Source organism: Allobosea sp. GW823-FHT02B03, from assembly GCF_058797755.1.
The window spans coordinates 184,322-207,829 of the sequence record NZ_JBXAJY010000001.1 but is presented as its reverse complement, the minus strand read 5'-3'; the positions used below and the strand labels follow the sequence as shown (position 1 = coordinate 207,829).

The following is a 23,508-nucleotide window of genomic DNA, read 5'->3' as shown; positions in this document are numbered from 1 at the left end:
AATCAGGCAACGGTCTAGTCGATGCACACCAATGGATAGGAGTGGATTCTTCTGCGCCCAGTATTGGATGGGCGCGTTCTCGCGCCGCCCGCATTCTTGCTTTCAGCGGCGGTCCATTTCGATGTGTTTGAGCGGCGCGCCCTGGGCCAGGCAACCAACTTGGCGGTGCGAATCTATGATTTGGTATGGCTCGCCCTATTCCTCGATCCAATCGACCGGAAAACGGGCTCCCAATAGCGTCTCCGGTGCCGTGAGCAGAGCGGCGTCATTAGGAGACAGTCATGAGCCTGGACACCGCCTCACGCCCAAGCAGGACAGGACCCGAGGAACTCGTTCCATCGCGCTATGCGGTGCAGATCGGCGATATCGAGGTGCTGATCATCAGCGATGGCGTATTGCCGCTTCCGACGAAGATGCTGGGTCACAACGTCGCCGCGACCGAGCGGGCGACGTGGCTGAACGAGATGTTCCTGCCGCAGGACGCGTTCGACTGGTCGCTGAACGTGGTCGTGGTCCGCAGCGGCGACCGGACCATTCTGGTCGATGCGGGGCTGGGGCTGGACCCGAACCTGAACCTGCCCAAGGCAGGCCAGCTGATCAAGCGACTTGCGGCCGCCGGTATCGACCTCGCATCGGTCACCGATGTCGTGCTGACGCATATGCACATGGACCATGTCGGCGGGCTGCTGGTCGAAGGCGTGAAGGAGCAGCTTCGTCCGGATCTGCGAATCCATGTCGCTGCCGCCGAGGTCAAGTTCTGGGAAGCGCCGGACTTCAGCCAGGTCAACATGCCCGACGGCTTCCCGGATGCACTGCGGGCCACTGCGAAACGCTTCGCCCAGGAATATCGCAGCCATCTGCGGCCGTTCGACGAGGAGTATGAGATCGCGCCGGGCGTGATCGTGCGCCGCACCGGCGGCCACACCCCCGGCCACAGCGTGGTCCGCCTGGCATCCGGCGGTGATCGGCTGACCTTCGCCGGCGACGCCGTCTTCACTGTCGGTTTCGACCACCCTGACTGGCACAATGGTTTCGAGCACGACCCCGAGGAGGCGGCCCGCGTCCGGGTTCGTCTTTTGACCGAGCTCGCGACGACCGGCGAACAGCTGGTGGCAACCCATCTGCCGTTCCCGTCCGTCGGCCGGGTGGCCGTCGATGGCGACGCTTTCCGCTGGGTTCCGGCCTTCTGGGACTACTGAAAGCTGGTCTTTCGCGCCGGCAGCGCCGTTCGCCCGCGAATTGGTGAACGGCATGCCGCACGAATGCTACGAGAACGGAGACATCAGATGAAAATCGTGATTATCGGCGGAACCGGCCTGATCGGTTCCAAGACTGCGGAGCGCCTGCGCCAGAAAGGACATGACGTCGTTGCCGCCGCCCCCAATACCGGCGTCAACACGATCACGGGCGAAGGCCTGGCAGAGGCGCTGAAGGATGCCAAGGTCGTGATCGACCTCGCGAACTCGCCCTCCTTCGAGGACAAGGCCGTGCTCGAATTCTTCGAGACCTCGGGCCGAAACCTGATGGCGGCTGAGAAGAAGGCCGGTGTGAAGCACCATATCGCGCTTTCCATCGTCGGCACCGATCGGCTGCCGGAGAGCGGCTATCTTCGTGCCAAGATGGCGCAGGAAGCCATCATCCGCGCGGCCGGCATCCCCTATACGATCCTGCGGTCGACGCAGTTCATGGAGTTCCTCGACGGCATCGCCCAGGCAGGAACGGTCGGCGGGACCACCCGTCTGTCGACGGGCAACCTGCAGCCGATCGCGTCCGACGATGTCGCCGATTTCGTGACGGAAGCGGCGCTGGCGGCGCCTGCCGATGGCATCATCGAAATCGCCGGCCCCGAACGCGCGCGCCTCTGCGATTTCGTCGCACGCTACCTCAAGGCGATCGGGGATTCGCGTATCGTCGTCCCCGATCCGAACGCTCCGTATTTCGGGACCAGGCTGGAGGCCGGCTCGCTCGTCTCCGACAACAATCCCCGTATCGGCCGCATCGATTTCGATCGCTGGTTCGCGGCGGCTCCCCGGAAGTAACGGCACATCCATCTCAAGCACGAAAGGACGATCGACATGGCCAAATCATTGGCGTGTGCCGTGGCGTTGACGGCTCTCCTGTCGGCCTCGGCTATGGCGCATGACACGTCAGGCGGCGGCGAGGGCGCGAAGGTCACATTGGTCTACGACCACGAGCTGCCGAACGTACCCGGCAAGAGCATGAGGGGCGTTCTCGTCGAATACGCTCCGGGCGGTTTCTCGGAGGGCCACACGCACCCGACATCGGCCTTCATCTATGCGACCGTGCTCGAAGGGGCGATCCGCAGCCAGGTCAATGACGGGCCCGCCACGGTCTACAAGGCCGGCGAAAGCTTCTCGGAACTGCCGGGCGACCGCCACGGCGTCAGCGAGAACGCCAGCAAGACGCTGCCGGCAAAGCTGCTGGCCGTCTTCGTCGTCGATACCGCCCAGCAGGAGCTGACGTTTCCGCTCAAGAAGTAGTTGGGCTAGCCGGGCTTCGGCCCGGCGCACCTCCTTTTCAGCCCGGGCGATCGTGATCGAGGCCTCCCTTCCATGTTCGGCGATGACCACACCATCCCGCTTGTCCTGATCAACGTCCTGGGACTTGCCGGCATCGTCGTCTGGCACATTCAGGGTTGCGAGCGCCCGACAGGTCGCCTGATCGTCCAGATCCTGTTCTTCGCCGGCATGAGCCTCGTGCTCTACCTGGGCGGCATCGCTCCACATCAGCCCGACGATGCCTATGCCGAGGGACTGACCGCGCTGCTTTCCAAATCCGCCAGGGTTCTCTGGTGGACCCATCTCGCCTGGACGATCATCGGCTTCATCCACATCTATGTCAGGCTGAACCGCAAGCCGCGGGAAGCGCATCTGATCCTGGATATGGCCGTCGCCGCCATCTATCTCGGAGTGGCGCTGTCGGTGATGGGCTTCGTCTTCGGCCTGCCGGTCGCCACGCTGGTGACGACCTCGGGCGTCGTCGCGCTCATCCTGGGTCTGGCGTTGCAGAATACGCTCGGTGACGTCTTTTCCGGCATCGCGCTGACGCTCGGCAAGGCATATGCCATCGGCGACTGGGTGCAGTTGAGCGACGGCACCGCGGGTCGCGTCACCGAAACCAATTGGCGCTCCACCAACCTGCTGACCGGCTTGAACAACATCGTGGTGCTGCCGAACAGCCTGCTGGCCAAGCAGAGCCTGACCAGCTTGAGCCGCCCCGACGAGTCTCATCTCATCACGTTGGGCGTGCGATTTACTGCCGGGCAAAGGCCGCGCATCGTCGAGGACGCCATGCGATCCGTGCTGGAAGCCAGCAACCGGATCGTCAAGGAGCCGCCGCCGGCCGTCGCCCTGAAGGGCATCGACGCGAAGGCCATCGAGGTGGAACTGCAGTTTCGCGTCGCGAGCCTCGCCACAGGCACCTCCGCCAGGAACGAGATCATCGACCTCATCCATGATCGCTGCGAAGCAGGCGGCCTTTCGCTGGCCGAGCCCGCCTAGGCTCCTCTCTTCCCGACTCGATTTCCCGGCCAGTCATGGATTTCCATAAGTGCGGGCGCGTCGTCCCGGCGCTAGTTTCAGGTGAGTTGGCCAGTCACGCCTGAGAGGACTGGTGCTAGACGAAGCTGTGACGGTTTCCAGGCATTCCGTCTCCGACAGGGACAGCCGATCATGGTAGCAGCGCTTCGTCGAACGCCGCCGGTGTTGATGATCGTCACGCTGGCTGTCGGCCTCGCAGCGTGCTGGTCGACAGGGGCACTCTTCGGCATCCTGGCTCCGCTTGGCGCATTGTTTCTCTATGCTCGGGGCTATTGGCTCCTGACGCTCTGGCTCGGACTGCTGATCGCCTTCACCGCGTCGGCCTTGGCCGCTCTGCTTTATCCGGGCACCATAAGGGAGTTCGCGCTTTCGCTCGGGGCGATTGCCGCGGTTGCCGCTTGTATCGGCCTGCTGCTCGTCCCCGACCCACTTCGTCGCGGCAACCATTCCGCTGTGCCGCGGCGACCAGGACCGGGGCAGCCGGAGGGGTTCGGGCCCGTTCCGGCGCACGGCGCGATCCACCCCGATGATCGGGCCGCGATCGCGCATGCGGCGGCCTACGCATTCTGGACGGGCGTGCCGCAGGTGACGGGCTATCGGCTGCGCCAGCCGGATGGCAGCTACCACTGGACGGAGTTGCGCGCCGAGCCTGGCTATGGCGTGAGCGTCGACGTCGACGCCATGATCTCCCGACCGGATGATCGCTGGACCGTCGCGGAATCCCTCGGAGCGACCGTGGAGGCGGTCAAGGCGGCCAAGGTGATCGAGAGCCTGCACGGCAAGGCTTGGGCCTTCGATGCGATGGGCAAGTTCACCTATGTCACGCCGGCTGCCCAGGTCGCGATCGACATGGCCCTGGAGGACCTCAATCGCCGCCTTGGCGAACGCGAATTCATCGACGGCGGCGAAGCTGGCTGGATGCGCGGGGTCCATCCCGACGATGTCGACAGGGCTGCCTCGACCTTGCGCCATTGCCTCAGGACGGGCGAGCCGTGGAACATCGAATATCGAATGCTGCGCGCGACGGGCCAGTATGTCTGGCACCGTATCTCGGCGCGGCCGACGCGGGATGACGATGGCCACATCACGGGCTGGTTCGGCACCTCGATCGATATCGATGTCTACAAGAAGACCGAAGCCGCCCTACGGGCCAGAGAGCAGCATCTGGAGCAGCTGATCGACACGGTCCCGGCCATGATCTGGAGCATGACGGGGATAGGCCACCCCGTCTATCTCAATAGGCGGATGATGGAAGTGACGGGCGCCACGACCGAGACCGTTACGGCTCCTGATGGGTCCCTCACGCTCAAGAGGATGATCCACCCCGATTTTCTGGAGATGGCGGAGCGGACATTCGCCCGATCCGTCGCGACGGGAGCGCCGTACGCGATCAAATACCTTCAGCACCGCGCCGACGGCACCTATCGCTGGACCGAAACGCGAGCAGAAGCCCTGCGTGATGAGGCGGGCCAGATCATCCGGTGGTACGGCGTATCCGTCGATATCCACGACCTGATCACCACGCAGACGGAGCTGCATCTGCGCAAGCAGGAATTGACGCGGCTCGTCGATCTGGTGCCGAGCTTCCTTTGGCGGCTGACTCCAGACGGGGCGCCGAACTTCTTCAACCGCCGCTTCATCGATTTCCTGGGCCTTGACGAAGGTAGCCTCGAGCAGCCCCAGACGGAGCAATATGCGGCGGCGCTGAAGGCCGCGGTTCATCCAGACGACGCCGCTCGCGTGTGGGCCGGTCTCAAGGATTGTCTGAGCAGCGGCCGGCCTTTCGCCATGCGCTATCGCTTGCGCCGCCACGATGGCGTCTATCGCTGGATGGATGGGCGCGCGGAGCCGCTCCTGGACGAAGATGGCAGCATCATCCAGTGGCACGGCCTGTCCCACGACGTTGATGATCAATTGCGGGTGGAGGAGGCTCTCCGGGAAAGCGAGCGTTCGCTGCGCCAGCTGGTCGAGACGCTGCCCGCCCTCATCTACTGCGCCGCGCCGAACGGAGAGCCGATCTATCGCAGCGAGAAGCTGCGGGAATTTCTCGGCTTCGGGCTCGGCGACAAGGATGAGGAAGGCAAGACTCGCCTGACCGGCACCCTCGACGCGATCATCCATCCCGACGATCTCCCCGACGTCAAAGAGCGGTATGCGCATTCTCTGGCGACGGGCACCCCCTATGCGATGAAGCATCGCCTCAGGCGGGCCGACGGAGACTACCGCTGGGTCGAGACGCGAACCGCTGCGATGCGGAATGCCGAAGGTGAGATCGTCCAATGGAACGGCATCTGCTTCGAGATCGAAGATCAGGTGCGGGCGCAGGAAGCGCTGACATTGACGCAGGAGCGGCTCGCGCGCGCGGCACAGGCCGCGAGCCTGGCAGAGCTCTCCGCCTCGATCGCCCATGAGGTCAACCAGCCGCTCGCCGCGGTCGTCGCGAACTCCCATGCATGCCAACGCTGGCTCACCTCGGACCCGCCCAATCTGGAGCGGGCGCAGAAGACCGTCGAGCGCATCATCCGGGACGCGAATTCCGCCGCCGACGTGGTCGGCAGGGTCCGCGCCCTGTTCAGGCAAACCGTCGAGGCGCGGAGCCTCTGGCAGCTCGACACCATCCTCCACGAGGCCAGGGACCTGATGCTGGAAGAGGCGACCCGGCGGCGGATTCGCATCGAGGTCGATGTCGAGCCGGGGCTGCCGCCGCTGGCTCTGGACCGCATCCAGATCCAGCAGGTCCTGGTCAATCTGATCCGCAACGGCCTTGAGGCGATGGAGCCGACACAGCGCGGGGCGCTTCATATCCGGTCGATGCGCGCAGGCGATCTCATCCGGACCGAAGTCCGCGATACGGGCGCCGGTATCAGCGCCCCAGAGAAGGTCTTCGAGCCGTTCTTTTCGACCAAATCCAACGGCATGGGCATGGGGCTCGCGATATCGCGCACCATCATCGAATCCCATGGCGGGCGTCTCTGGGCCGAGGACAATCAGCCCAGCGGGGCGGCTTTCATCTTCACACTCCCCGCCGAAGCGAAAGCGGACCATGATCGTTGACGACACCATCGTGTTCATCGTCGACGATGACGAGGCTCTGCGCGAGGCGCTGGGCGAATTGCTTGAGGCCAACGGGGTCCGGTCAGCGCTGTTCCAATCCGCCGGCGACTATATCGGCGCCGACAAGCCCGATCTTCCGGCCTGTCTCATCCTCGATGTCGAGCTCCCCGATATCAACGGGCTCGAACTGCAACAGCAGATCGCGCGGGAGGACCATCCGCCAATCGTGTTCATCACCGGCCATGGCGACATTCCCTCATCGGTACGCGCCATCAAGCATGGCGCCGTCGACTTCCTGACCAAGCCATTCAGCGATACCGCACTTATGGCGGCGATCGGTTCGGCGATCGCGCAGGACCGGGAGACCAGGGCGAAACGCGCCGAGGTCGCACTGCTGCGGCAGCGTTATCAGGAGCTGTCTCCGCGCGAGCGTGAAGTCCTGCCTCTGGTGGTGAGCGGGCTGCTCAACAAGCAGGCCGCGGCCGAGCTCGGCATCAGCGAAGTCACCCTGCAGATCCACAGAAGAAACGTCATGCAAAAAATGGCGGCGTCATCGCTCGCCGACCTGGTGCGAATTGCGGAGCGGTTGGCAATCCCGATCCAGCATTCGCGCCGGATGGGAGGAATCTAGGCTTGCTCACGCACAAATACATCATAGCTGTCGTCGATGACGATCCGAGATTGCTCGAGTCGCTTGAAGACCTGCTCGAATCCGCCGGCTATGCCGTTCGTAGCTTTTCATCGGCGGCAGCCTTGACCCAGGCCGGCCTCTCCGGCTTCGACCTTCTCATCACCGATATCGGCATGCCGGGCCTGAACGGCTTCGAGCTGCGCGACCTCATGAACAGGGAGCGTCCGGAGCTACCGGTCTTTCTGATCACCGGGCGCCATGAGATCGCCGATCAGATCAGGGCCCGTGCCGTGGAGAGCTTCTTCTGCAAGCCCTTCGACGGTCAGGCGCTCCTCGCGGCGATCGCGCGTGCCCTGCGTCGGTAGCGCGTTTTCGAGCGAAACGGACGCCAGTTCGCGTGAACAAGAGCGACAAGATGCGGAAAATGCTCCTGAGAAATGTGGAAGGTGAACATGATCATTGATCGCTCACTCTCGCCAAGGTCGAGGTCCCTGCCGGCACAACGCCAAGCCGAGGCAAAGCATCCCCTCGTCATCATCGTCGATGACGACGCTTCGGTTCGCGAGGCGCTGTGCGAATTGATGCTGTCGGCCGGCTTCGAGGCGATTTCGTTCAGCTCGACCAAGACCCTGTTCGAGACCAGCGCCCTCGATCAGCCGGGGTGCCTGATCCTGGACGTCCGTATGCCCGGCTCGAGCGGGCTCGACCTCCAGCGTCACCTGACGACGAGCGGAAATCCGAAGCCGATCATTTTCCTGACCGGGCATGGCGACATCCCTATGACCGTTCAGGCTATGAAAGCCGGCGCGGTAGACTTCCTGACGAAGCCGGTCCGCGATCAGACCCTGCTGGACGCGGTCAACGCCGCGATCGGACTGGATGCGGCACGACGTGCGGAAGCCGCCAGGATCAAGAGCTATGTCGAGCGCGTGCAGACGCTGACGCCGCGGGAGCGCGAAATCATGCATGAGGTGACGCGGGGGCGTCTCAACAAGCAGATCGCCTTCGACCTCGGCATCAGCGAGGTCACGGTCAAGCTGCACAGAGGCAATCTGATGCGGAAGATGGAGGTCGCCTCGATCGGCGAGCTCATCCGGGCCTGGGAAGCCCTGCCGATCGGAGTGCGCGCGAGACAAGGCGGCATAGGGGCTTTAGGCGAAACCGGAATTGGTCGCGGCGACGTGGCGGGATGAACAACAGGATGGAGCATGCCCCGGGGTTCGAGAGAAGCCGGAGATATGCTTCAGGCGCGGCGGTCCAGTCACCGCGCCAATGCGCAAAAACTCGCGCTACCCTTGCGGTCAGGTCAGCGCCATGCCGCCGTCGACGGTGAGATTGACGCCCGTCACGAACTCGCTCTGCGCCGAGCAGAGGAAAAGCGCGGCTTGGGCGAGTTCGTCGGCCTCACCCATCCGGCCAAACGGGATCGCCTGGGCGGCCATGTCCTCGACCTGCGACAGCGCTTCGGCCGGGATGCCGAGCTTTCCGATGATCGGCGTCGCAGTCGGACCGGGACTGAGCACGTTGACGCGGATACGTCGATCCTTGAATTCCAATGCCCAGTTGCGGGCGAACGCCTCGATTGCAGCCTTGCTGCCGGCATAGACGGCGTGGCCGTCCAGTACCTTGCGGCTGGCGATCGAGCTGGTCAGCAGGATGGCGCCGCCATCACGCAGCACCGGAGCGATCCTCTGCACGCCGAAGAAGGTGCCGCGCGCATTGGCGAGGAACTGCGCGTCGTAATCCTGCGGCGTCACCGCCAGGCTCGGCTGGATCCGGATACCGCCGGCATTCGCCATGTAGATATCGGCCTTGCCGAACCGTTCAGCCACGAAGGCGGCAACGCGTTCATGTGTGGCTAGATCGGTGACGTCGCCGGCAAGGCCGATCGCCCTTTGCCCAAGGGTCTCCACGGCTTGATCGACCGCTTCTTGGCGGCGTCCGACGATCAGGACATTCGCGCCTTCCGCGACGAAGGCACGCGCCGTGGCGAAGCCGATGCCACTATTGCCGCCGGTGATCACAGCGACCTTGTTGGATAATTTGTTCATGCGGACCTCCATGTGGAAGATCCGAGATCGGGACGCGCCCGGCTGAAATCAAATATTCAAAAGTCGATACGACCTATACATCAGCATAGAATAGACCAACATCGAGCTTATTGATTGAAAATCTGCTTGGCCCAAGATCGGCTAGCTTCGATAAGCCGCAAGACTCTCAAAATATTCGTAGCGGCCTCAAAGCCGGCTCTTCCCGAGATGCTCAGCCGGGCATCGTCCGGAGACGTCGATCGCAGCCCATAGCCGCGCCTCGGAGGCGCCAATGCCGAACGATAGATCATCCAGCCCGACCGATTGCAGCCGGCGCGGCCTCCTTTGCGGCGGCGCCTGCGTGGCGGCGGCCGGCACGCTTCCGCTCTCGTCTTTCGCACAACCTGACACCGTTTCCTCTCAGAACAGCAGAAGGAGCCAACGCATGAACTATGTGACGACCCGTGATGGCGTCGAGATCTTCTACAAGGATTGGGGCCCGAAATCGGCTCAACCGCTCGTCTTTCACCATGGCTGGCCGCTCAGCTCGGATGATTGGGACGCGCAGATGCTGTTTTTCCTGGCGCAGGGCTTCCGGGTCGTCGCGCATGACCGGCGGGGGCATGGCCGTTCCAGCCAGGTCTCCGACGGTCACGACATGGAGCATTACGCTGCCGACGTTGCGGCTGTGGTCGAGCATCTCGACCTGCGCAATGCCGTTCATATCGGCCATTCGACCGGTGGCGGCGAGGCCACGCGCTACGTCGCCCGTCACGGCAAAAAGCGCACGGCAAAGCTCGTCCTGATCGGCGCGGTGCCGCCGATCATGGTCAAGACCGACCGCAACCCCGGCGGCCTGCCGATCGAGGTCTTCGACGGGTTTCGCAAGAGCCTCGCCGCCAATCGCAGCAGGTTCTACACCGATCTCGCGGCGGGACCGTTCTATGGCTTCAACCGGCCGGGGGTCGAAGCGGATCCGAGCCTCATCCAGAACTGGTGGCGCCAGGGCATGATGGGCGCAGCCAAGGCCCATCACGATGGCATCAAGGCCTTTTCGGAGACCGATTTCACCGACGATCTCAAGGTGATCGAGGCCCCGACGCTGGTGATGCATGGCGATGACGATCAGGTCGTCCCGATCGGCGACAGCGCCCCGCTCACCGCCAAGCTGCTCAAGCGCGCGACGCTGAACATCTACAACAAGCTACCGCACGGCATGGCGACGACCCACGCGGATGTCGTGAACAGGGACATCCTCACTTTCGTCCGAAGCTGACCCGCGAGGACGAGGAGGCAATCAAAGCCGCCTCGTCCATGTTCACCGCAGGGCCACCATTGAGTTCCGGAGCAAATGCAAGCGGCACGGCTTCTTTTGCTAGACCGGAAAGCTCATAGATCCGTCTGCTCGGACAGAAGCAGAGCATCATCAACTTCGATTCCGAGCTAACGAACGGTGCTTTCAAGCTTGGAGTAGCCCAGTAGCAGCCGACAGGCACGAAGGTTGCCGGTGCGCTTGTAGATCAAGGCAACTTTCGTCCTCCTCAGGCTATGCGCCCCATAGAGAGCCGGATCCAGGCCGATCCGGGCGACCTTGCCGTCAAGCAAGCGGCCGCATTTCCGGGTCGTCACGTGATCGCCAAGTTGGCTGCGGCTCGGGAAGAGCCAGTCGCCAAATGCCCCTGGTCGTCTCCTGGGCCAGGCTGTCAGCGCCTCCGGGTCGGGTCGGTAAGCTCGAATGGCACCGGCCGGCCGGTCTTCTGCTGGATGATCGATGTCCTCAGCATCACGGTTCCGCCGAGCACGACATCACCCACACGAAGCCGGACGAGATCACAGCCACGTAGCTTACTGTCGATCGGGCGGCCTCAGACGCTGCGTCAAGCCGAGATCTCCACCGAGCACCTGGTTCGCAGCTTCAGCCGGGCCTTTGCCTGCCGCTGATGGCGTGGCGATGCAGATGGGGCGAGCTAGTGTGCGTCGGTTCCTGCGGAATGGCGTTACTCCTGCGCAGGTGGCGGCAGAGCTGGGCTTCGCTGACCAAAGCCGCCTCAACCGCTTCTTCAAGCGGGGCAGCGGCGTGACGCTGGCCGGCTTCTCGCGCGCATTGGGACGCTAGCAGATCAATCCCGTTCAAGACCGGGGGCGCTCCGTGCGGGCGTCGGCCACGGCGATTCTGCTACCGACTGGGCTCGATCTTGCTTGCACTGTTCTCCTACGCCTTCGGGCCCGCCCTCGCATTGTGCCTCTCGCCCGGACCGGTTTCGCGGAAAGCCTCAGGCGCAGGGTGAAAAGCGGCTTCCGCCCCGCGCTCGGCGTGCAGTTCTTCGTGATCAGCATCGTCACCGGGCTGGCTCCTTCCGCGCAAGCCTGCGGTACGATCTTGTCGATGGCGACGTCGCTATAGGCGTCCACAATTTCCCCAACTGTCGCACCACGCGCTTTGCGCGATAACGAGAGACGCTCCCGACGGGTTGACATCCCAGCGGCTGATATATTTAACATGATAATTAGATGGCAATCGCGCTTCGGCTCTCCGGCCGGAAGGCGTCTCCCTGAAGGGAAACTCCCCAGCGCTCATCGTCTCCATTCCTGTTCGTGAGGACGCCTCTCTTGGTCGCGAAGTTCGTAAGTTTCATCCACGCCGAGCGGGCGGGATATGGCCTGGCAACCGATGGCGGAATCGTCGACCTCTCTGCTCGGCACGAAGCCCGGTGGCCGACCCTGCAGCAGGTTGTGGACGAGCATGCGTTCGCGGCTCTCCAGGAAAATGCTGCTCGCCTGTCACCGGATCTGTCGCTGGAGGAGATCCGGTTCACGATTCCCTCGCTCGTTCCCGAGAAAATCATCTGCGTCGGCGTGAATTTCCCGGACCGCAACGCGGAATACAAGGACGGCAAGGAGGCTCCGGCGAATCCGTCCTTGTTTCCGCGCTTCGCGCGCTCCTTCGTCGGCCATGGACACCCGCTCATCCGCCCGCCGGAGAGCGAGCAACTCGATTATGAGGGCGAGATCGCCATCGTCATCGGCAAGGCCGGGCGCCGGATCGCCGAGCGCGAGGCGCTCGACCATATCGCGGCCCTGACACTGGCCAATGAGGGGTCGATCCGCGACTGGATGCGCCACGCCAAGTTCAACGTCACCCAAGGCAAGAATTTCGACGCCTCCGGCGCCATCGGCCCCTGGCTCGTGCCCTATACCGACGAGGCGCAGATCGCAGATATCGCGCTGACGACCCGCGTCAACGGCGAGGTTCGGCAGAGCGACCGGACCAGCCGGATGATCTTCTCCTTCCGGAAGATCATCAACTACGTCTCGACCTTCACCACCCTTGTTCCCGGCGACATCCTGATCACCGGCACGCCGACGGGCGCAGGGGCGCGCTTCGACCCGCCGGTGTGGCTGAAGCCGGGCGACGTCGTCGAAGTCGAGGCCGACGGCATCGGCCTGCTCCGCAACACCATCTCCGACGAGGCCTGACCGATGCTGACGCCTGACCAGATCGAAGCCGCCGCGCTGAGCCTCGACGAGGCCGAGCAGACCCGCCGGCAGACGGGATTGATGTCGCTGCGCTTTCCCGGAATCTCGACGGACGACGCCTACGCCATCCAGCATGCCTTGGTGAAGCGCAAGCGCGCGGCCGGCCGCAAGGTAATCGGCTGGAAGATCGGCCTGACCTCCAAGGCTATGCAGTACGCGCTGAACATCGACACCCCCGATTCCGGCGTGCTGCTCGACGACATGAGCTTCGAAGAAGGCAGCACCGTGCCCAAGGAACGCTTTATCCAGCCCCGCGTCGAGGCCGAGATCGCCTTCGTCATGAAGGCCCCGCTGAAGGGGCCGAACGTCACGGTCTCGGATGTGCTGAACGCGACCGACTACATCACGCCGGCGCTCGAAATCCTGGATACACGCATCCTGCGCGTCGATCCCGAGACAAAGCGGGCGCGCACCATCGTCGATACCATCGCGGACAATGCCGCGAATGCCGGCATCGTGATGGGGGGGCGCGCAATGCGGCCCGATCAGGTCGATCTGCGCTGGATCGGCGCCATCGTCAGCCGCAACGGCGTGGTCGAAGAGACGGGCCTAGGAGCCGGCGTCCTGAACCAGCCGGCGCGCGGTGTCGCATGGCTGGCGAACCGGCTCGCGGCCTATGGCGATGAGATCGAGGCCGGCCAGGTAGTGCTCGGCGGCTCCTTCATCCGGCCGATCGAGGTACGTCATGGCGACACCATTGTCGCCGATTACGGCCCATTGGGAACCGTAAGCTGCTTCTTCGAGTGAGATCAGGAGCGATCTGACTGCTGGCCAAGTCACGCGACGTCGTTGAATGGCGCCGCGGTCTATCGCGCAAACGCCAGGGCGGCATAGCGCTGGCAGCCTCCTCCCCTCCTCCGCCGGCATGTCCGGCACGGGAGTCCCTCCGCAACCGCGCCGAGATGATTAACGCGCTAATTAATTTGATATTTAACGTGTTATATGTCATCAAACATCTCCGTCATGCGGGGCGCAGCTGCCCCACGTCCGTTCAAGCCGCTGGGAGGAATGAATGCTCGGTAATATCTGCAACAAATGGGTCCTCGTCGCCGGGTGCCTGCTGGCCGGCTCTACTGCCGCCACCGCCGAGAGCGGCGCCACGCAGAAGGCCGTGAAGGCACGCGGGGTCCTCAATTGCGGCGTCTCGACCGGCGTTCAGACCGGCATGAGCACGCTCGACGGCGCCGCCAAATGGACCGGCTTCGAGGTTGATTTCTGCCGCGCCGTCGCCGCCGGCGTCCTTGGCGATCCCCAGAAGGTCAAGTTCGTCCCGCTAGAGATCAAGACCGCCTTCACGACACTGCAGTCCGGCGGCATCGACCTGCTGGCTCGCACCGCCACGCACACCTTCATCCGCGACATCGAGCTGAACGTCGAATGGGCCGGCGTCTACCTCTACGACAGCCAGGGATTCCTCGCAAAGAAGTCGCTCGGCGTGAAGAGCGCCAAGGAGCTCGACGGCGCCTCGATTTGCGTCTCGGGCGGCTCCAACTATGAGCTCAACCTAGCCGACTACTTCCGCAAGAACGGCCTCAAGTTCACGCCTGTCACGGCCAATACCCGCGAGCAGAACGAAAAGAACCTGGAAGCCGGGCGTTGCGACGTCTACGCGAACGTGCTCAGCGCGCTGGCCGGCGCCGTTTCGAAGCTCGGCAGCGCCAACGACTGGGTCGTGCTGCCCGAGTTGATCTCGATGGAGCCAATCGGCCCCGTCGTGCGCAAGGACGATTCCCGCTTCCGCGATATCGTGGCCTGGACGCTGAATGCGCTCATCGCCGCCGAGGAACTGGGCATTACTCAGGCCAATGTCGACGAGATGAAGAAGAGTTCGACCTCGCCCGAGGTGCAGCGTCTGCTCGGCGTCACCGGCGATTTCGGCGTCAAGCTCGGCATCGACAATGACTGGGCCTTCAACACGATCAAGGCCGTGGGCAACTACGGCGAGATGTTTGCGCGCAATGTCGGCGACAAGAGCCCGATCAAGCTTGAGCGCGGCCTGAACAACCTCTGGAACAATAAGGGGCTGATGTCCGCCCCGCTGATCCGCTGAGCCGAACACGCAGCCGAGGCCGGTGCTGACGCCGGCCTCCCAGCCCCGCCGAGCAGCCCTACGTCCAAGATGACGATCTCAGTACCCGATCATCCGCAGCGTAGCCCGTTGGGGCGCCGACGCATCCTGGGCTGGCTCTACCAGGGCCTGCTCGTCGCGGGTATTGCTTTGATCGCCTATGTCGCGATCGGCAATCTCTACGCCAACCTGGCCGCCCGCGGCCTCAAGCTCGGCTTCGACTTCCTCTGGCAGGAGGCGGGCTTCGAGATCGCCTTCCACCTCATTCCCTATACTGCCAGCGACAATTATTGGCGCGTCTTCCTGATTGGCATCACCAACACCCTGCTGGTCACGGTGCTGGCCATAGCGGCCTCGACCGTGCTCGGCTTTGCCATCGGCATCGCCCAGCTTTCGAGCAACTGGACCGTGTCCCGTGCGGCGCGGATCTATGTCGAGGTCGTCCGGAACCTGCCGCAGCTGCTGCATATCCTGATCTGGTACAATGTCGCCCTGCGGGCACTGCCGCCACCGCGCGCCGCCCATTCGCTCGGCGACGCTGCCTATCTGTCCAATCGCGGCATCTACATACCTAGTCTGACGACAGACCGCCCCGGCCTGCTTGCTCTGTCAATCCTGCTCGCGCTCATCCTCGCCCTCGTCCTCCTCCGCAGCCTGACGAGCTATGCGGAACGGACCGGCCGAACGGTCAATGCGTGGCTTCCCGCATTCGCCGTGCTGGTTGCCCTGCCCGCACTCGCGATCGTCCTCTCGGGCGCGCAGGTTTCCTTTTCGGTGCCCCATCTGCGCGGCTTCAACTTCGTCGGCGGCTGGGTCATCGTGCCGGAAGTCGTGGCGCTGGTCCTGGCCATGGCGATCTACAACGCCGCCTTCATCGGCGAACTCGTCCGCGCCAGCATCGAATCCGTCAACAAGGGACAGCGCGAAGCCTCTGCTGCAATCGGCTTCGGCTGGTGGCAGACGCTGCGCTTCATCGTGATCCCGCAGGCGGTGCGCGTGCTACTGCCGCCCCTGTCCAATCAATACCTCAACATCCTGAAAGGCTCGTCGCTGGCTGTCGCGATCGGCTATCCCGACCTTGTCGGCGTCTTCACCGGCATCAGCATCAACCAGACCGGCCGCGCCATCGAGATCGTCGCCATGACGATGGGCGTATATCTCGCCATCAGCCTTCTCATCGGCGCGCTGATCAACCTGTTCAACCGCATGACCAGGATTGTCGAACGGTGACCCAAGCAGCCGCTCTTCCCGAGACCGGCAGAGCCCGGCCTTCCCCCCTGGGCGCCTCCAATCCACTGGCCCGGCTGCTCGGCGGCTTGCGCGGCCGCATGTTCGGAACCAGGCGCGACGCGCTTTTGTCGCTGGCGGTCCTGGCGATCCTCGGCGGCATCGCCTCGGCCATCCTCCCCTGGGCCCTGGTCAACGCTACCTGGACCGGCGCGAGCCGTGCCGACTGTACCGGCGGCGGCGCGTGCTGGGCCTTCGTCGCCAGCAAGGCGCCGCAGTTTATCTATGGTTTCTATCCGCCGCTCGAACGCTGGCGGCCCGACATCGCCTTCAGCCTGCTGCTCGTCGGGCTGGTCTGGCTGATGGTGCCGCGCATCCCGGGCAAGGCCTATGCCATCGCCTTTATTGCGCTGGTGCTGCCGATCACGACGTTCCTGCTGCTGCGCGGCGGCTTTGCGGGGCTGCCTCTGGTGCCGAGCGACCAGTGGGGCGGCTTCATGCTAACCATGATCCTGGCGGTTTCCGGCATCACCTTCTCGCTGCCGTTCGGCGTGGTCTTCGCACTCGGCCGTCAAAGCAAGCTGCCATTGATCCGCTGGTTCTGCGTCGGCTTCATCGAACTCTGCCGCGGCGTGCCTTTCCTCACGGTGCTGTTCATGGCCATCGTGATGCTGCCGTTCTTTCTGCCACCGGGCACGAAGCCGGATCCGCTTGCGCTCGCGGTCGGCGGCATCATCTTCTACGAGGCCGCCTATATGGCCGAGGTGGTGCGCGGCGGTTTGCAGGCGGTACCCAAGGGCCAGTACGAGGCCGCGATGGCGATCGGCTTCGGCTACTGGCGTACCATGCTTCACATCATCCTGCCTCAAGCCGTCCGCAAGGTCGTTCCGGGCGTCGTCAACACCACCATCTCGCTGCTCAAGAACACAACGCTTGTGATGGTGGTCGGCCTGTTCGACCTGCTCAACATCGTCTCCGCCGGCGTGTCCGACCCGCTCTGGGCGGGTTCCCAGGCCGAGGGCTATTTCATCGTCGGGCTGGTCTTTTGGCTGATGAGCTTCGGCCTCTCCTGCTACAGCCGTGCCATCGAGGCCGGCTTCGCGCGCGCCGATCGCTCCTGAACGCAACCGGGTCAATCACTGCCATGACATCGCCTCTCATCCGGCTTGCAAACCTCAACAAGTGGTATTCGGATTTCCACGTTCTCAAGGACATCGACCTTGAGGTCCGGCAGGGCGAGCGCATCGTTGTCTGCGGCCCCTCGGGCTCCGGGAAGTCGACGATGATTCGCTGCATTAACGGCCTCGAGGCCTATGAGCAGGGCGCGATCACCGTCGGCGGTGAACTCGTCGCCCAGAACGACGACAATATCGAGAAGATCCGCCAGCGCGTCGGCATGGTCTTCCAGAACTTCAATCTGTTTCCGCACCTGTCGATCCTGGACAATCTCACGCTCGGGCCGATCAAGCTGAAACATGTGCCGCGCGCCGCCGCAGAGGCCCGCGCGATGGAATTGCTGGAGCGCGTCCATATCGGCCACCAGGCCAGGAAATTCCCGAACCAGCTCTCCGGCGGCCAGCAGCAGCGCGTCGCGATCGCGCGCGCGCTCGCCATGGACCCCGACGTGATGCTGTTCGACGAGCCGACCTCCGCGCTCGACCCGGAAATGGTGAAGGAGGTGCTCGACGTCATGATCGAGCTCGCCCGTACCGGCATGACCATGATCTGCGTCACCCATGAGATGGGCTTTGCCCGCGCCGTCGCCGACCGTGTCGTGTTCATGGCGGACGGCGCCATTGCTGAAGTCGGCGGGCCCGATGCGTTCTTCTCCGCCCCAAAGACCGAGCGCGCGCGCCAGTTCATCCAGCAAGTCATCCACTAGCCGGTCGGTCGCCCACCGGCATCCCCAAGCACAGAGCAACGCCTAGCCTATCCTTCGGAGAGCTTGACCGTGACCGCATCGCCGTCCTCAGCCTATCCCTACCGCCTGCGCCTGCCCGGCCCGATCACGATTCCCGAGCGCATCCGCCAGGCCACCGCGCGCTCGATCGTCAACCATCGCGGTCCAGAGATGCGCGTAATCCTCGAGGAGATCCAGCAATGGATCAAACCGCTGTTCGGGACGACGGCACCGGTGCTGACCTTCGGCAGCTCGGGGACGGGCGTCATGGAAGCCAGCCTCGCCAACGTGCTCGCGCCCGGCGAGAAGGTCCTCGCGCTTGTCCATGGCCAGTTCGGCGAACGCTATGCCCAGATCGCCCGCGCGCTCGGGGCCGAGGTCGACGTCATCGAAAGCGAGTGGGGTTGGACGCCGGATCCGGCCGTGATCGCCGCCAAGCTCGATAAGGACGACTATCGCGCCGTGGTCGCCGTCCACAACGAGAGCTCCACCGGCGCGGTCACCGACCTCGCTGCGATCGGGGCGCTGCTGCGCGACCGCGATACCCTGCTTCTGGTCGACTCGGTCAGCGGGCTCGGCGGCCTGGAACTGCGACAGGACGAATGGGGCGTCGACATCATCGTCACCGGCTCGCAGAAGGCGCTGATGTGCCCGCCTGGCCTCGGCTTCGCCAGCGTCAGCGAAAAGGCCCGTAAGGTCATCGAGCGCGACGACCGCTGTGCGCGCTTCTACCTCGACATGCGCAAAGCCCTGGCGGTGGTCGACAAGCACGAGACGGCGTTTACCTGCCCGGTCTCGCTGCTGTTTGGCGTCCATGAAGCCCTGACGATGATCCATGAGGAAGGACTGCCGCAGGTCTTCGCCCGGCATAAGCGCCTGTCGGATGCGATGCGGGCCGGCTGCCTCGCGCTGGGTCTCCCGGCCTTTGGCGATCAGGCGACCGCCTCGCATACGGTCGTCGTCGCCTCCGTGCCCGAGCCGCTGACCGGCGGAGCCATCGTCAAACACATGTACGAGACCTACAACACCGCGATCGCAGGCGCTCGCAACAAGCTGACCGGCCGGGTCATCCGCATCGGTACGATGGGGCTGATCAGCGAAGCCGACGTCCTGACCGACCTCTATTTTCTCGAGCGCAGCCTGACCGCGCTCGGCCACGCGGTCCCCACTCCCGGCTGCGGTGTCGCCGCCGCCGTCGCCTCGCTCAGCTGAACCGCATCGGATTATCGACATGCCTCATATCTGGGTCGAATACTCGGCCAACCTCGAATCCCGCATCGACGTCTCCGGCCTGCTCAAGACCACGCAGGACGCTCTGATCGGCGACGGCGCCATCTTCCCCTTCGCCGGCGCGCGCACGCGGGGCGTTCCGGTCGCCAACTATCTGATCGTCGACGGGCACCCCGACAACGCCTTTGTGCACGTGATGCTGCGCATCGCTAAGGGCCGCTCAGACGAGGACAAGAAGGAGGCCGCCCGCGGGGTGTTCGATGCGGTGAAGGCCTATCTCGCCGCTGTCAGCGCCGCGAGCCCGCTCGGTATTTCCGTGCAGATGGAAGAGGCCGACGAGACGCTCAACTTCAAGACGAGCAATTATCGTGACTATCTGAAGCAGCGCGGCAACCCCGAGAAGCCCGAGGCTTGACTAGGCGGTGGCGCGACCGTGAACCTTGGTCCGCGTCGCGCTCCGCCTCCGGGACCGATCATGACTGAGAATACGCATAAGGGCGCCGGACCGATGCCGAACGATACCAACCCATCCGAGGCACGGGTCCGGATCAGGCATTTCTCGCGCTCGCTGCCGATGTCGCTGCTACGGGCGCGCGAATCCGTAATGCGCCATTTCCGCGCCAGCCTCCGCCGCTTCGGCATCACCGAGCAGCAGTGGCGGGTGCTGCGGGCCCTGAACTCCCAGAGCAGCCTGGAGGTGACGGAGCTCGCGGAAGCGACGTTCCTGCTCGGCCCCAGCCTGTCGCGCATCCTCAAGGATCTCGATGAACGCGGACTCATCCTCCGCAGGACCTCGGCATCCGACCACCGTCGAGGTATCATTTCGATCTCGCCACAGGGCATGGAACTGATCGAGCGCGCCGGCGTGGAATCTGAAGCGATCTATTCCGAGATCACCAGGCGATATGGCAGCGAGCGCTTGGCCGAACTACAAAGCCTTCTCCGGCAGCTTGAAGAGTGTTTAGAAGGGCCGGAGCTTGCGGGTTGAAGCGAGTCAGTGGGCCGCCACACGTCGCGGTGCCCCCAACACGCCCCTCGTGCTGTAACCTTGTCCGTATCGCCTAGATATGCTTCGGCTTCAAAGGTGGTTTCGGTCCGATGATGCGACCGAGGTTCCACGCCTGATGAGGCAGCTGTTTCTGCGGATGGATATCCATGGCAGATCCCGTCATGGGATGCCGCATCCAGGACTACTTTATCAAATGTTGCACCCGCCGTGGCGCTCGCCTTCGATCGAGACGCGCCAGAAGCCGACCTCGGCATGAGACTGAGACGCAGGCCTCCAGATTCGCGCCGTATCCATTGCCCACGACCGCGGAAAAGGATGCGATCCATTGCGGACTGCGCGACCACAATCTCAATCGCCCGGCAGCCGGTGAGAACCCGGTTTCAAGCTCGTGCCCGATAGCGAACTGGCTTGGCACATAGACTTGGCCGGGGTCTCTCTGGTCCGCGTTACAACGGCGCACTCGACGTCAAGCTGTCAGCGCGGCCTTGACCTTCTCCGGAAGGAAGGGGGCCGAGCGCAGCCGGGCGCCGGTCGCGTCGAAGATCGCGTTCGAGATCGCCGAGGGGACCACCGCCGCGGTCGGCTCGCCCGCACCCCATGGGGCCTGGTCGGGGCGGTCGATCAACTCGACGCGGATATCGGCCATCTCGGGGAAGGTCATGATCGGGTAGCTCGCCCAGTCGAGGCTGGTCGACATCACCCGGTCGAAATGGACTTCCTCCTTCATCGTACGGCTGACGGTCTGGTGGATATTGCCCTCGATCTGGCTGATGACCCCATCGGGATTGATGATCTGGCCGCAGTCATGGACGACATGGAACCGGGTGGTGCGCACCGCCCCGCTCGCCGTATCGACCTCGACCTCGGCGACGACGCCGACATAGGTTCGGGTCTTCTCGTATTTCGTGTACGAGACACCGCGCCCCTTCAGCACGCCGGCCGAGGTACCGCTCGCCTTGGTCAGGGGCGAGGCGCGCGCCTCCCATTTGACGAAGGCCCGCAGGCGCTCGAGCAGCTCGATGCCGCGCTTGTCGTCGAGATACTTCAGCCGGAACGCCAGCGGATCGACGTTCGCCGCGGCGGCGAGTTCGTCCAGGAAGCACTCATTGGCAAAGGTGTTCTGCATTCGCCCCGGCGCCCTGATCCAGGACGGACGGAAGGGCGTGGTCTCAAGCCGGTGGCAGATCGTGCGGATATTGGGAATCCCGTAGGGGATATCCGAGTTGCGAATGACATTCCCGGGCGAGAGCACCGGCGGCGCCGGCAGACCGGCCAGCTCCTGCGCCACCAGCGGACAATTGCCCGGCATGCCCTGAGGCACAATGAAGCGCGAATCCCAGGCCGTGACCTCGCCCTTGTGGCTGAGCGTCGCCTTGAGGTCGATTAGGGTCGGCGGTCCCATCGGCTCCCAGCCATGCTCGTCGGCGCGCGACCATTGCACGCGCACCGGCTTGCCGATCAGCTTGGCGATGAGGGCGGCATCGGCGGTCGCATCCTCATGGCCGTTGCGGCCATAGCAGCCGGCGCCCTCGAAATAGATGCAGCGCACATCCTCGGCCGGCATGGAGAACATCTCGGCGAGTTGTTTGCGCAGATTATGCGTCGCCTGCGAGGCCGACCAGCAGGTCAGCTTGCCGTCCTTGAACTCTGCAATGCCGCAGGACGGCCCGATCGAGCCGTGCAGGTTGATTGCGAAATCATAGGTCGCGGACAGCGTGCGGCCGTCCTTGCCCATGGTGACAGCAACGTCACCGATATTGCTGGTGACGTCGTCCTTGACGACCTTGGTGCTGCGCACATGGTCCCAGAGCTTGGCCTGGTCGGGCAACGTCTCGGATTTCGACCATTTGGCCGCGAGCTGCTGCGAGGCCCTGACGGCGTTCCACTCGCTTGGTGAGACGACGGCGAGGAAGTCCTTCTGGCGCACGACCGTGACGCCGGGGATGCCAGCGACCGATCTCTCGTCCACGCTTTCGAGCCTCGCGCCCAGCGCCGGCGGCCGGACCACGCGGGCATGGACCATGCCGGGGACGCGAACATCCTGCATATAGGTGAACTGGCCGGTGACCTTGCCGGGAATGTCGATGCGGGCGACGGACTTGCCGACGACCTTGAAATCCTTCGGCGCCTTGGTCGCGACCGGCTTCTTCGGGTCGAGCTTGAGATTGAAGTTCTTGCCGCCGATCAGCGCGCCATAGCTGACCGACTGGCCGGACTTCGCCTTGACCACGCCATCGACGACGCTGAGCTCCTCCCTGGCGACCTGAAGCCGCCTGGCGGCCTCGTCGAGCAGGGCGTTGCGCGCCGTCGCCGCAGCCTGACGCAACTGGATTCCGCCGTTCTGGATCGCGAGGCTGCCCGAGGAGATGCCCTGATCGGGGGTCAGCCCGGTGTCTCCCTGGATGAACCTGATCGCGGCCATCGGCAGGTCGAGCTCTTCGGCGACGATCTGCGGCAGGGCGGTGGCGACGCCGGTGCCGAGATCGACCTTGCCCGAATAGACTGTCGCGATTCCGTCGATGTCGATCGAGAGAAAGGCGTCGACTTCGGTCACCGCCAGCGGCTTGGCGGCGGGCAGGCTCGCGCCCTGCGCCAACGCCGCGCCGGCGCGGCCTGCAAGCGTGAAGCCGACGACCAATGCGCCCGAGCCCTTGAGGAGCCGGCGCCGAGACATCTGAATGTTCATGATCGCTCTCCTCACCCGTTGCTGGCTGCGCGCAGGACGGCCTTGACGATGCGGGTATGCGTGCCGCAGCGGCAGAGATTGTCCTTCAGTGCTTCCTTGACCTCGGCTTCGGTCGGCCGCGTGTTCTTGCTGAGGAAGGCGGCGGATTCCATGATCATGCCGTTGATGCAGTAGCCGCACTGGGCCGCCTGCTCCTCGATGAAGGCGCGCTGCACCGGGTGCGGCTTTTCGGGCGTGCCCAGGCCTTCGAGCGTCACGACCTTCTGCTCGGCGGTGAGCGAGGACAGCGGCACGACGCAGGAGCGCACCGCCTCGCCGTCGACCTGCACGGTGCAGGAGCCGCATTGCGCCATGCCGCAGCCGAAGCGCGGGCCGCGCAAGGCGAGGTTGTCGCGCAGCGCGTAGAGCAGCGGCATGTCGGGATCGTCGACGGTAAGCGTTTCCCTTTTGCCGTTGACGTTGAGTGCCTTCGAAATAGCCATTGCATCTCTCCAGATGACGAGCGGATCGGCGTGACGGCAGATCCACCTCATTTCATTGAGCGCTCGGACGCACGCCGGCCCCGGACGGCCCCGC

The 23,508-nt window shown here is 64.2% G+C and carries 21 protein-coding genes and 3 pseudogenes; 19 read left to right on the top strand and 5 right to left on the bottom strand.

The features are described from left to right. Positions 1 to 281 precede the first annotated feature (281 nt). The 9 genes and pseudogenes from AC1REK_RS00995 (at position 282) to AC1REK_RS00955 (ending at position 8,438) form a co-directional block, all read left to right on the top strand. A complete protein-coding gene (locus tag AC1REK_RS00995) occupies positions 282 to 1,199 on the top strand; it encodes an MBL fold metallo-hydrolase (protein ID WP_492267513.1) in 918 nt (305 codons plus the stop codon). A gap of 87 nt (positions 1,200 to 1,286) precedes the next feature. After that, the gene (locus AC1REK_RS00990; RefSeq protein ID WP_492267514.1) at positions 1,287 to 2,039 is read left to right on the top strand and encodes an SDR family oxidoreductase; all 753 of its coding nucleotides are present in this window, start codon (positions 1,287 to 1,289) and stop codon (positions 2,037 to 2,039) included. Between the two features lie 36 nt (positions 2,040 to 2,075). Further along, positions 2,076 to 2,501, top strand: a complete 426-nt coding sequence (locus tag AC1REK_RS00985) for a cupin domain-containing protein (RefSeq protein WP_327522142.1) — start codon at positions 2,076 to 2,078, stop codon at positions 2,499 to 2,501. A 72-nt stretch (positions 2,502 to 2,573) separates the two neighbouring features. Next, complete coding sequence (locus AC1REK_RS00980; protein WP_327522143.1) at positions 2,574 to 3,521, top strand: mechanosensitive ion channel family protein; 948 nt, start codon at positions 2,574 to 2,576, stop codon at positions 3,519 to 3,521. Between the two features lie 171 nt (positions 3,522 to 3,692). Next, a pseudogene (locus tag AC1REK_RS00975) lies at positions 3,693 to 4,694 on the top strand (PAS domain-containing protein); the annotation flags it as partial. After that, complete coding sequence (locus AC1REK_RS00970; RefSeq protein ID WP_492273781.1) at positions 4,668 to 6,614, top strand: PAS domain-containing protein; 1,947 nt, start codon at positions 4,668 to 4,670, stop codon at positions 6,612 to 6,614. The pseudogene AC1REK_RS00975 and the gene AC1REK_RS00970, both read left to right, overlap by 27 nt. Beyond that, entirely contained in the window at positions 6,604 to 7,245 is a 642-nt protein-coding gene (locus AC1REK_RS00965) for a response regulator transcription factor (protein WP_492267515.1), read from the top strand. The genes AC1REK_RS00970 and AC1REK_RS00965 overlap by 11 nt, the downstream gene beginning before the upstream one ends. 2 nt (positions 7,246 to 7,247) lie before the next feature. Beyond that, positions 7,248 to 7,610, top strand: a complete 363-nt coding sequence (locus AC1REK_RS00960) for a response regulator (RefSeq protein ID WP_492267516.1) — start codon at positions 7,248 to 7,250, stop codon at positions 7,608 to 7,610. 87 nt (positions 7,611 to 7,697) lie between these two features. Then, a complete protein-coding gene (locus AC1REK_RS00955; protein WP_492267517.1) occupies positions 7,698 to 8,438 on the top strand; it encodes a response regulator transcription factor in 741 nt (246 codons plus the stop codon). A 108-nt stretch (positions 8,439 to 8,546) separates the two neighbouring features. Here the strand turns inward: AC1REK_RS00955 and AC1REK_RS00950 are convergent, their stop codons facing one another. Further along, positions 8,547 to 9,296 carry an SDR family NAD(P)-dependent oxidoreductase gene (locus tag AC1REK_RS00950; RefSeq protein WP_492267518.1) on the bottom strand — a complete coding sequence of 250 codons (750 nt, stop codon included), beginning with the start codon at positions 9,294 to 9,296 and terminating at the stop codon, positions 8,547 to 8,549. Between the two features lie 424 nt (positions 9,297 to 9,720). Here AC1REK_RS00950 and AC1REK_RS00945 point away from each other — a divergent pair, with 424 nt between their 5' ends. Further along, positions 9,721 to 10,551, top strand: coding sequence for an alpha/beta fold hydrolase (locus tag AC1REK_RS00945; RefSeq protein ID WP_492267519.1), 831 nt, complete (start codon positions 9,721 to 9,723; stop codon positions 10,549 to 10,551). Positions 10,552 to 10,718: 167 nt separating this feature from the next. On the opposite strand, the pseudogene AC1REK_RS00940 reads toward AC1REK_RS00945, so the two are convergent. Beyond that, positions 10,719 to 11,131, bottom strand: a pseudogene (locus tag AC1REK_RS00940) (tyrosine-type recombinase/integrase). 754 nt (positions 11,132 to 11,885) lie between these two features. On the opposite strand from AC1REK_RS00940, the gene AC1REK_RS00935 reads away from it, so the two are divergent. The 9 genes from AC1REK_RS00935 to hpaR all read left to right on the top strand — a co-directional run bounded on the left by AC1REK_RS00935 (position 11,886) and on the right by hpaR (position 20,225). Next, a complete protein-coding gene (locus AC1REK_RS00935) occupies positions 11,886 to 12,752 on the top strand; it encodes a fumarylacetoacetate hydrolase family protein (protein ID WP_492267520.1) in 867 nt (288 codons plus the stop codon). 3 nt (positions 12,753 to 12,755) lie between these two features. Further along, entirely contained in the window at positions 12,756 to 13,559 is an 804-nt protein-coding gene (gene hpaH / locus AC1REK_RS00930) for a 2-oxo-hept-4-ene-1,7-dioate hydratase (RefSeq protein WP_492267521.1), read from the top strand. A gap of 265 nt (positions 13,560 to 13,824) precedes the next feature. Then, complete coding sequence (locus AC1REK_RS00925) at positions 13,825 to 14,862, top strand: amino acid ABC transporter substrate-binding protein (protein WP_492267522.1); 1,038 nt, start codon at positions 13,825 to 13,827, stop codon at positions 14,860 to 14,862. Positions 14,863 to 14,931: 69 nt separating this feature from the next. Continuing rightward, positions 14,932 to 16,110 carry an amino acid ABC transporter permease gene (locus AC1REK_RS00920; RefSeq protein WP_492267523.1) on the top strand — a complete coding sequence of 393 codons (1,179 nt, stop codon included), beginning with the start codon at positions 14,932 to 14,934 and terminating at the stop codon, positions 16,108 to 16,110. Continuing rightward, entirely contained in the window at positions 16,107 to 17,228 is a 1,122-nt protein-coding gene (locus tag AC1REK_RS00915; protein ID WP_492267524.1) for an amino acid ABC transporter permease, read from the top strand. Before AC1REK_RS00920 ends, AC1REK_RS00915 begins: the two co-directional genes overlap by 4 nt. Positions 17,229 to 17,251: 23 nt before the next feature. Next, positions 17,252 to 17,989 (top strand): amino acid ABC transporter ATP-binding protein, encoded by a 738-nt coding sequence (locus AC1REK_RS00910; RefSeq protein ID WP_492267525.1) that lies wholly within the window; start codon positions 17,252 to 17,254, stop codon positions 17,987 to 17,989. Between the two features lie 69 nt (positions 17,990 to 18,058). Then, positions 18,059 to 19,219: a pyridoxal-phosphate-dependent aminotransferase family protein gene (locus tag AC1REK_RS00905; protein ID WP_492267526.1), complete on the top strand. Its 1,161-nt coding sequence runs from the start codon at positions 18,059 to 18,061 to the stop codon at positions 19,217 to 19,219. A gap of 19 nt (positions 19,220 to 19,238) precedes the next feature. Then, a complete protein-coding gene (locus AC1REK_RS00900) occupies positions 19,239 to 19,652 on the top strand; it encodes a hypothetical protein (protein WP_492267527.1) in 414 nt (137 codons plus the stop codon). Between the two features lie 60 nt (positions 19,653 to 19,712). Beyond that, positions 19,713 to 20,225, top strand: a complete 513-nt coding sequence (gene hpaR / locus AC1REK_RS00895) for a homoprotocatechuate degradation operon regulator HpaR (RefSeq protein WP_316016613.1) — start codon at positions 19,713 to 19,715, stop codon at positions 20,223 to 20,225. Between the two features lie 76 nt (positions 20,226 to 20,301). Here hpaR and AC1REK_RS00890 read toward each other — a convergent pair. The 3 genes and pseudogenes from AC1REK_RS00890 to AC1REK_RS00880 all read right to left on the bottom strand — a co-directional run. Next, a pseudogene (locus AC1REK_RS00890) lies at positions 20,302 to 20,394 on the bottom strand (integrase); the annotation flags it as partial. Between the two features lie 318 nt (positions 20,395 to 20,712). Continuing rightward, positions 20,713 to 22,932, bottom strand: coding sequence for a xanthine dehydrogenase family protein molybdopterin-binding subunit (locus tag AC1REK_RS00885; RefSeq protein WP_492267528.1), 2,220 nt, complete (start codon positions 22,930 to 22,932; stop codon positions 20,713 to 20,715). An 11-nt stretch (positions 22,933 to 22,943) separates the two neighbouring features. Further along, positions 22,944 to 23,414 carry a (2Fe-2S)-binding protein gene (locus tag AC1REK_RS00880; RefSeq protein WP_492267529.1) on the bottom strand — a complete coding sequence of 157 codons (471 nt, stop codon included), beginning with the start codon at positions 23,412 to 23,414 and terminating at the stop codon, positions 22,944 to 22,946. Positions 23,415 to 23,508 lie beyond the last annotated feature (94 nt).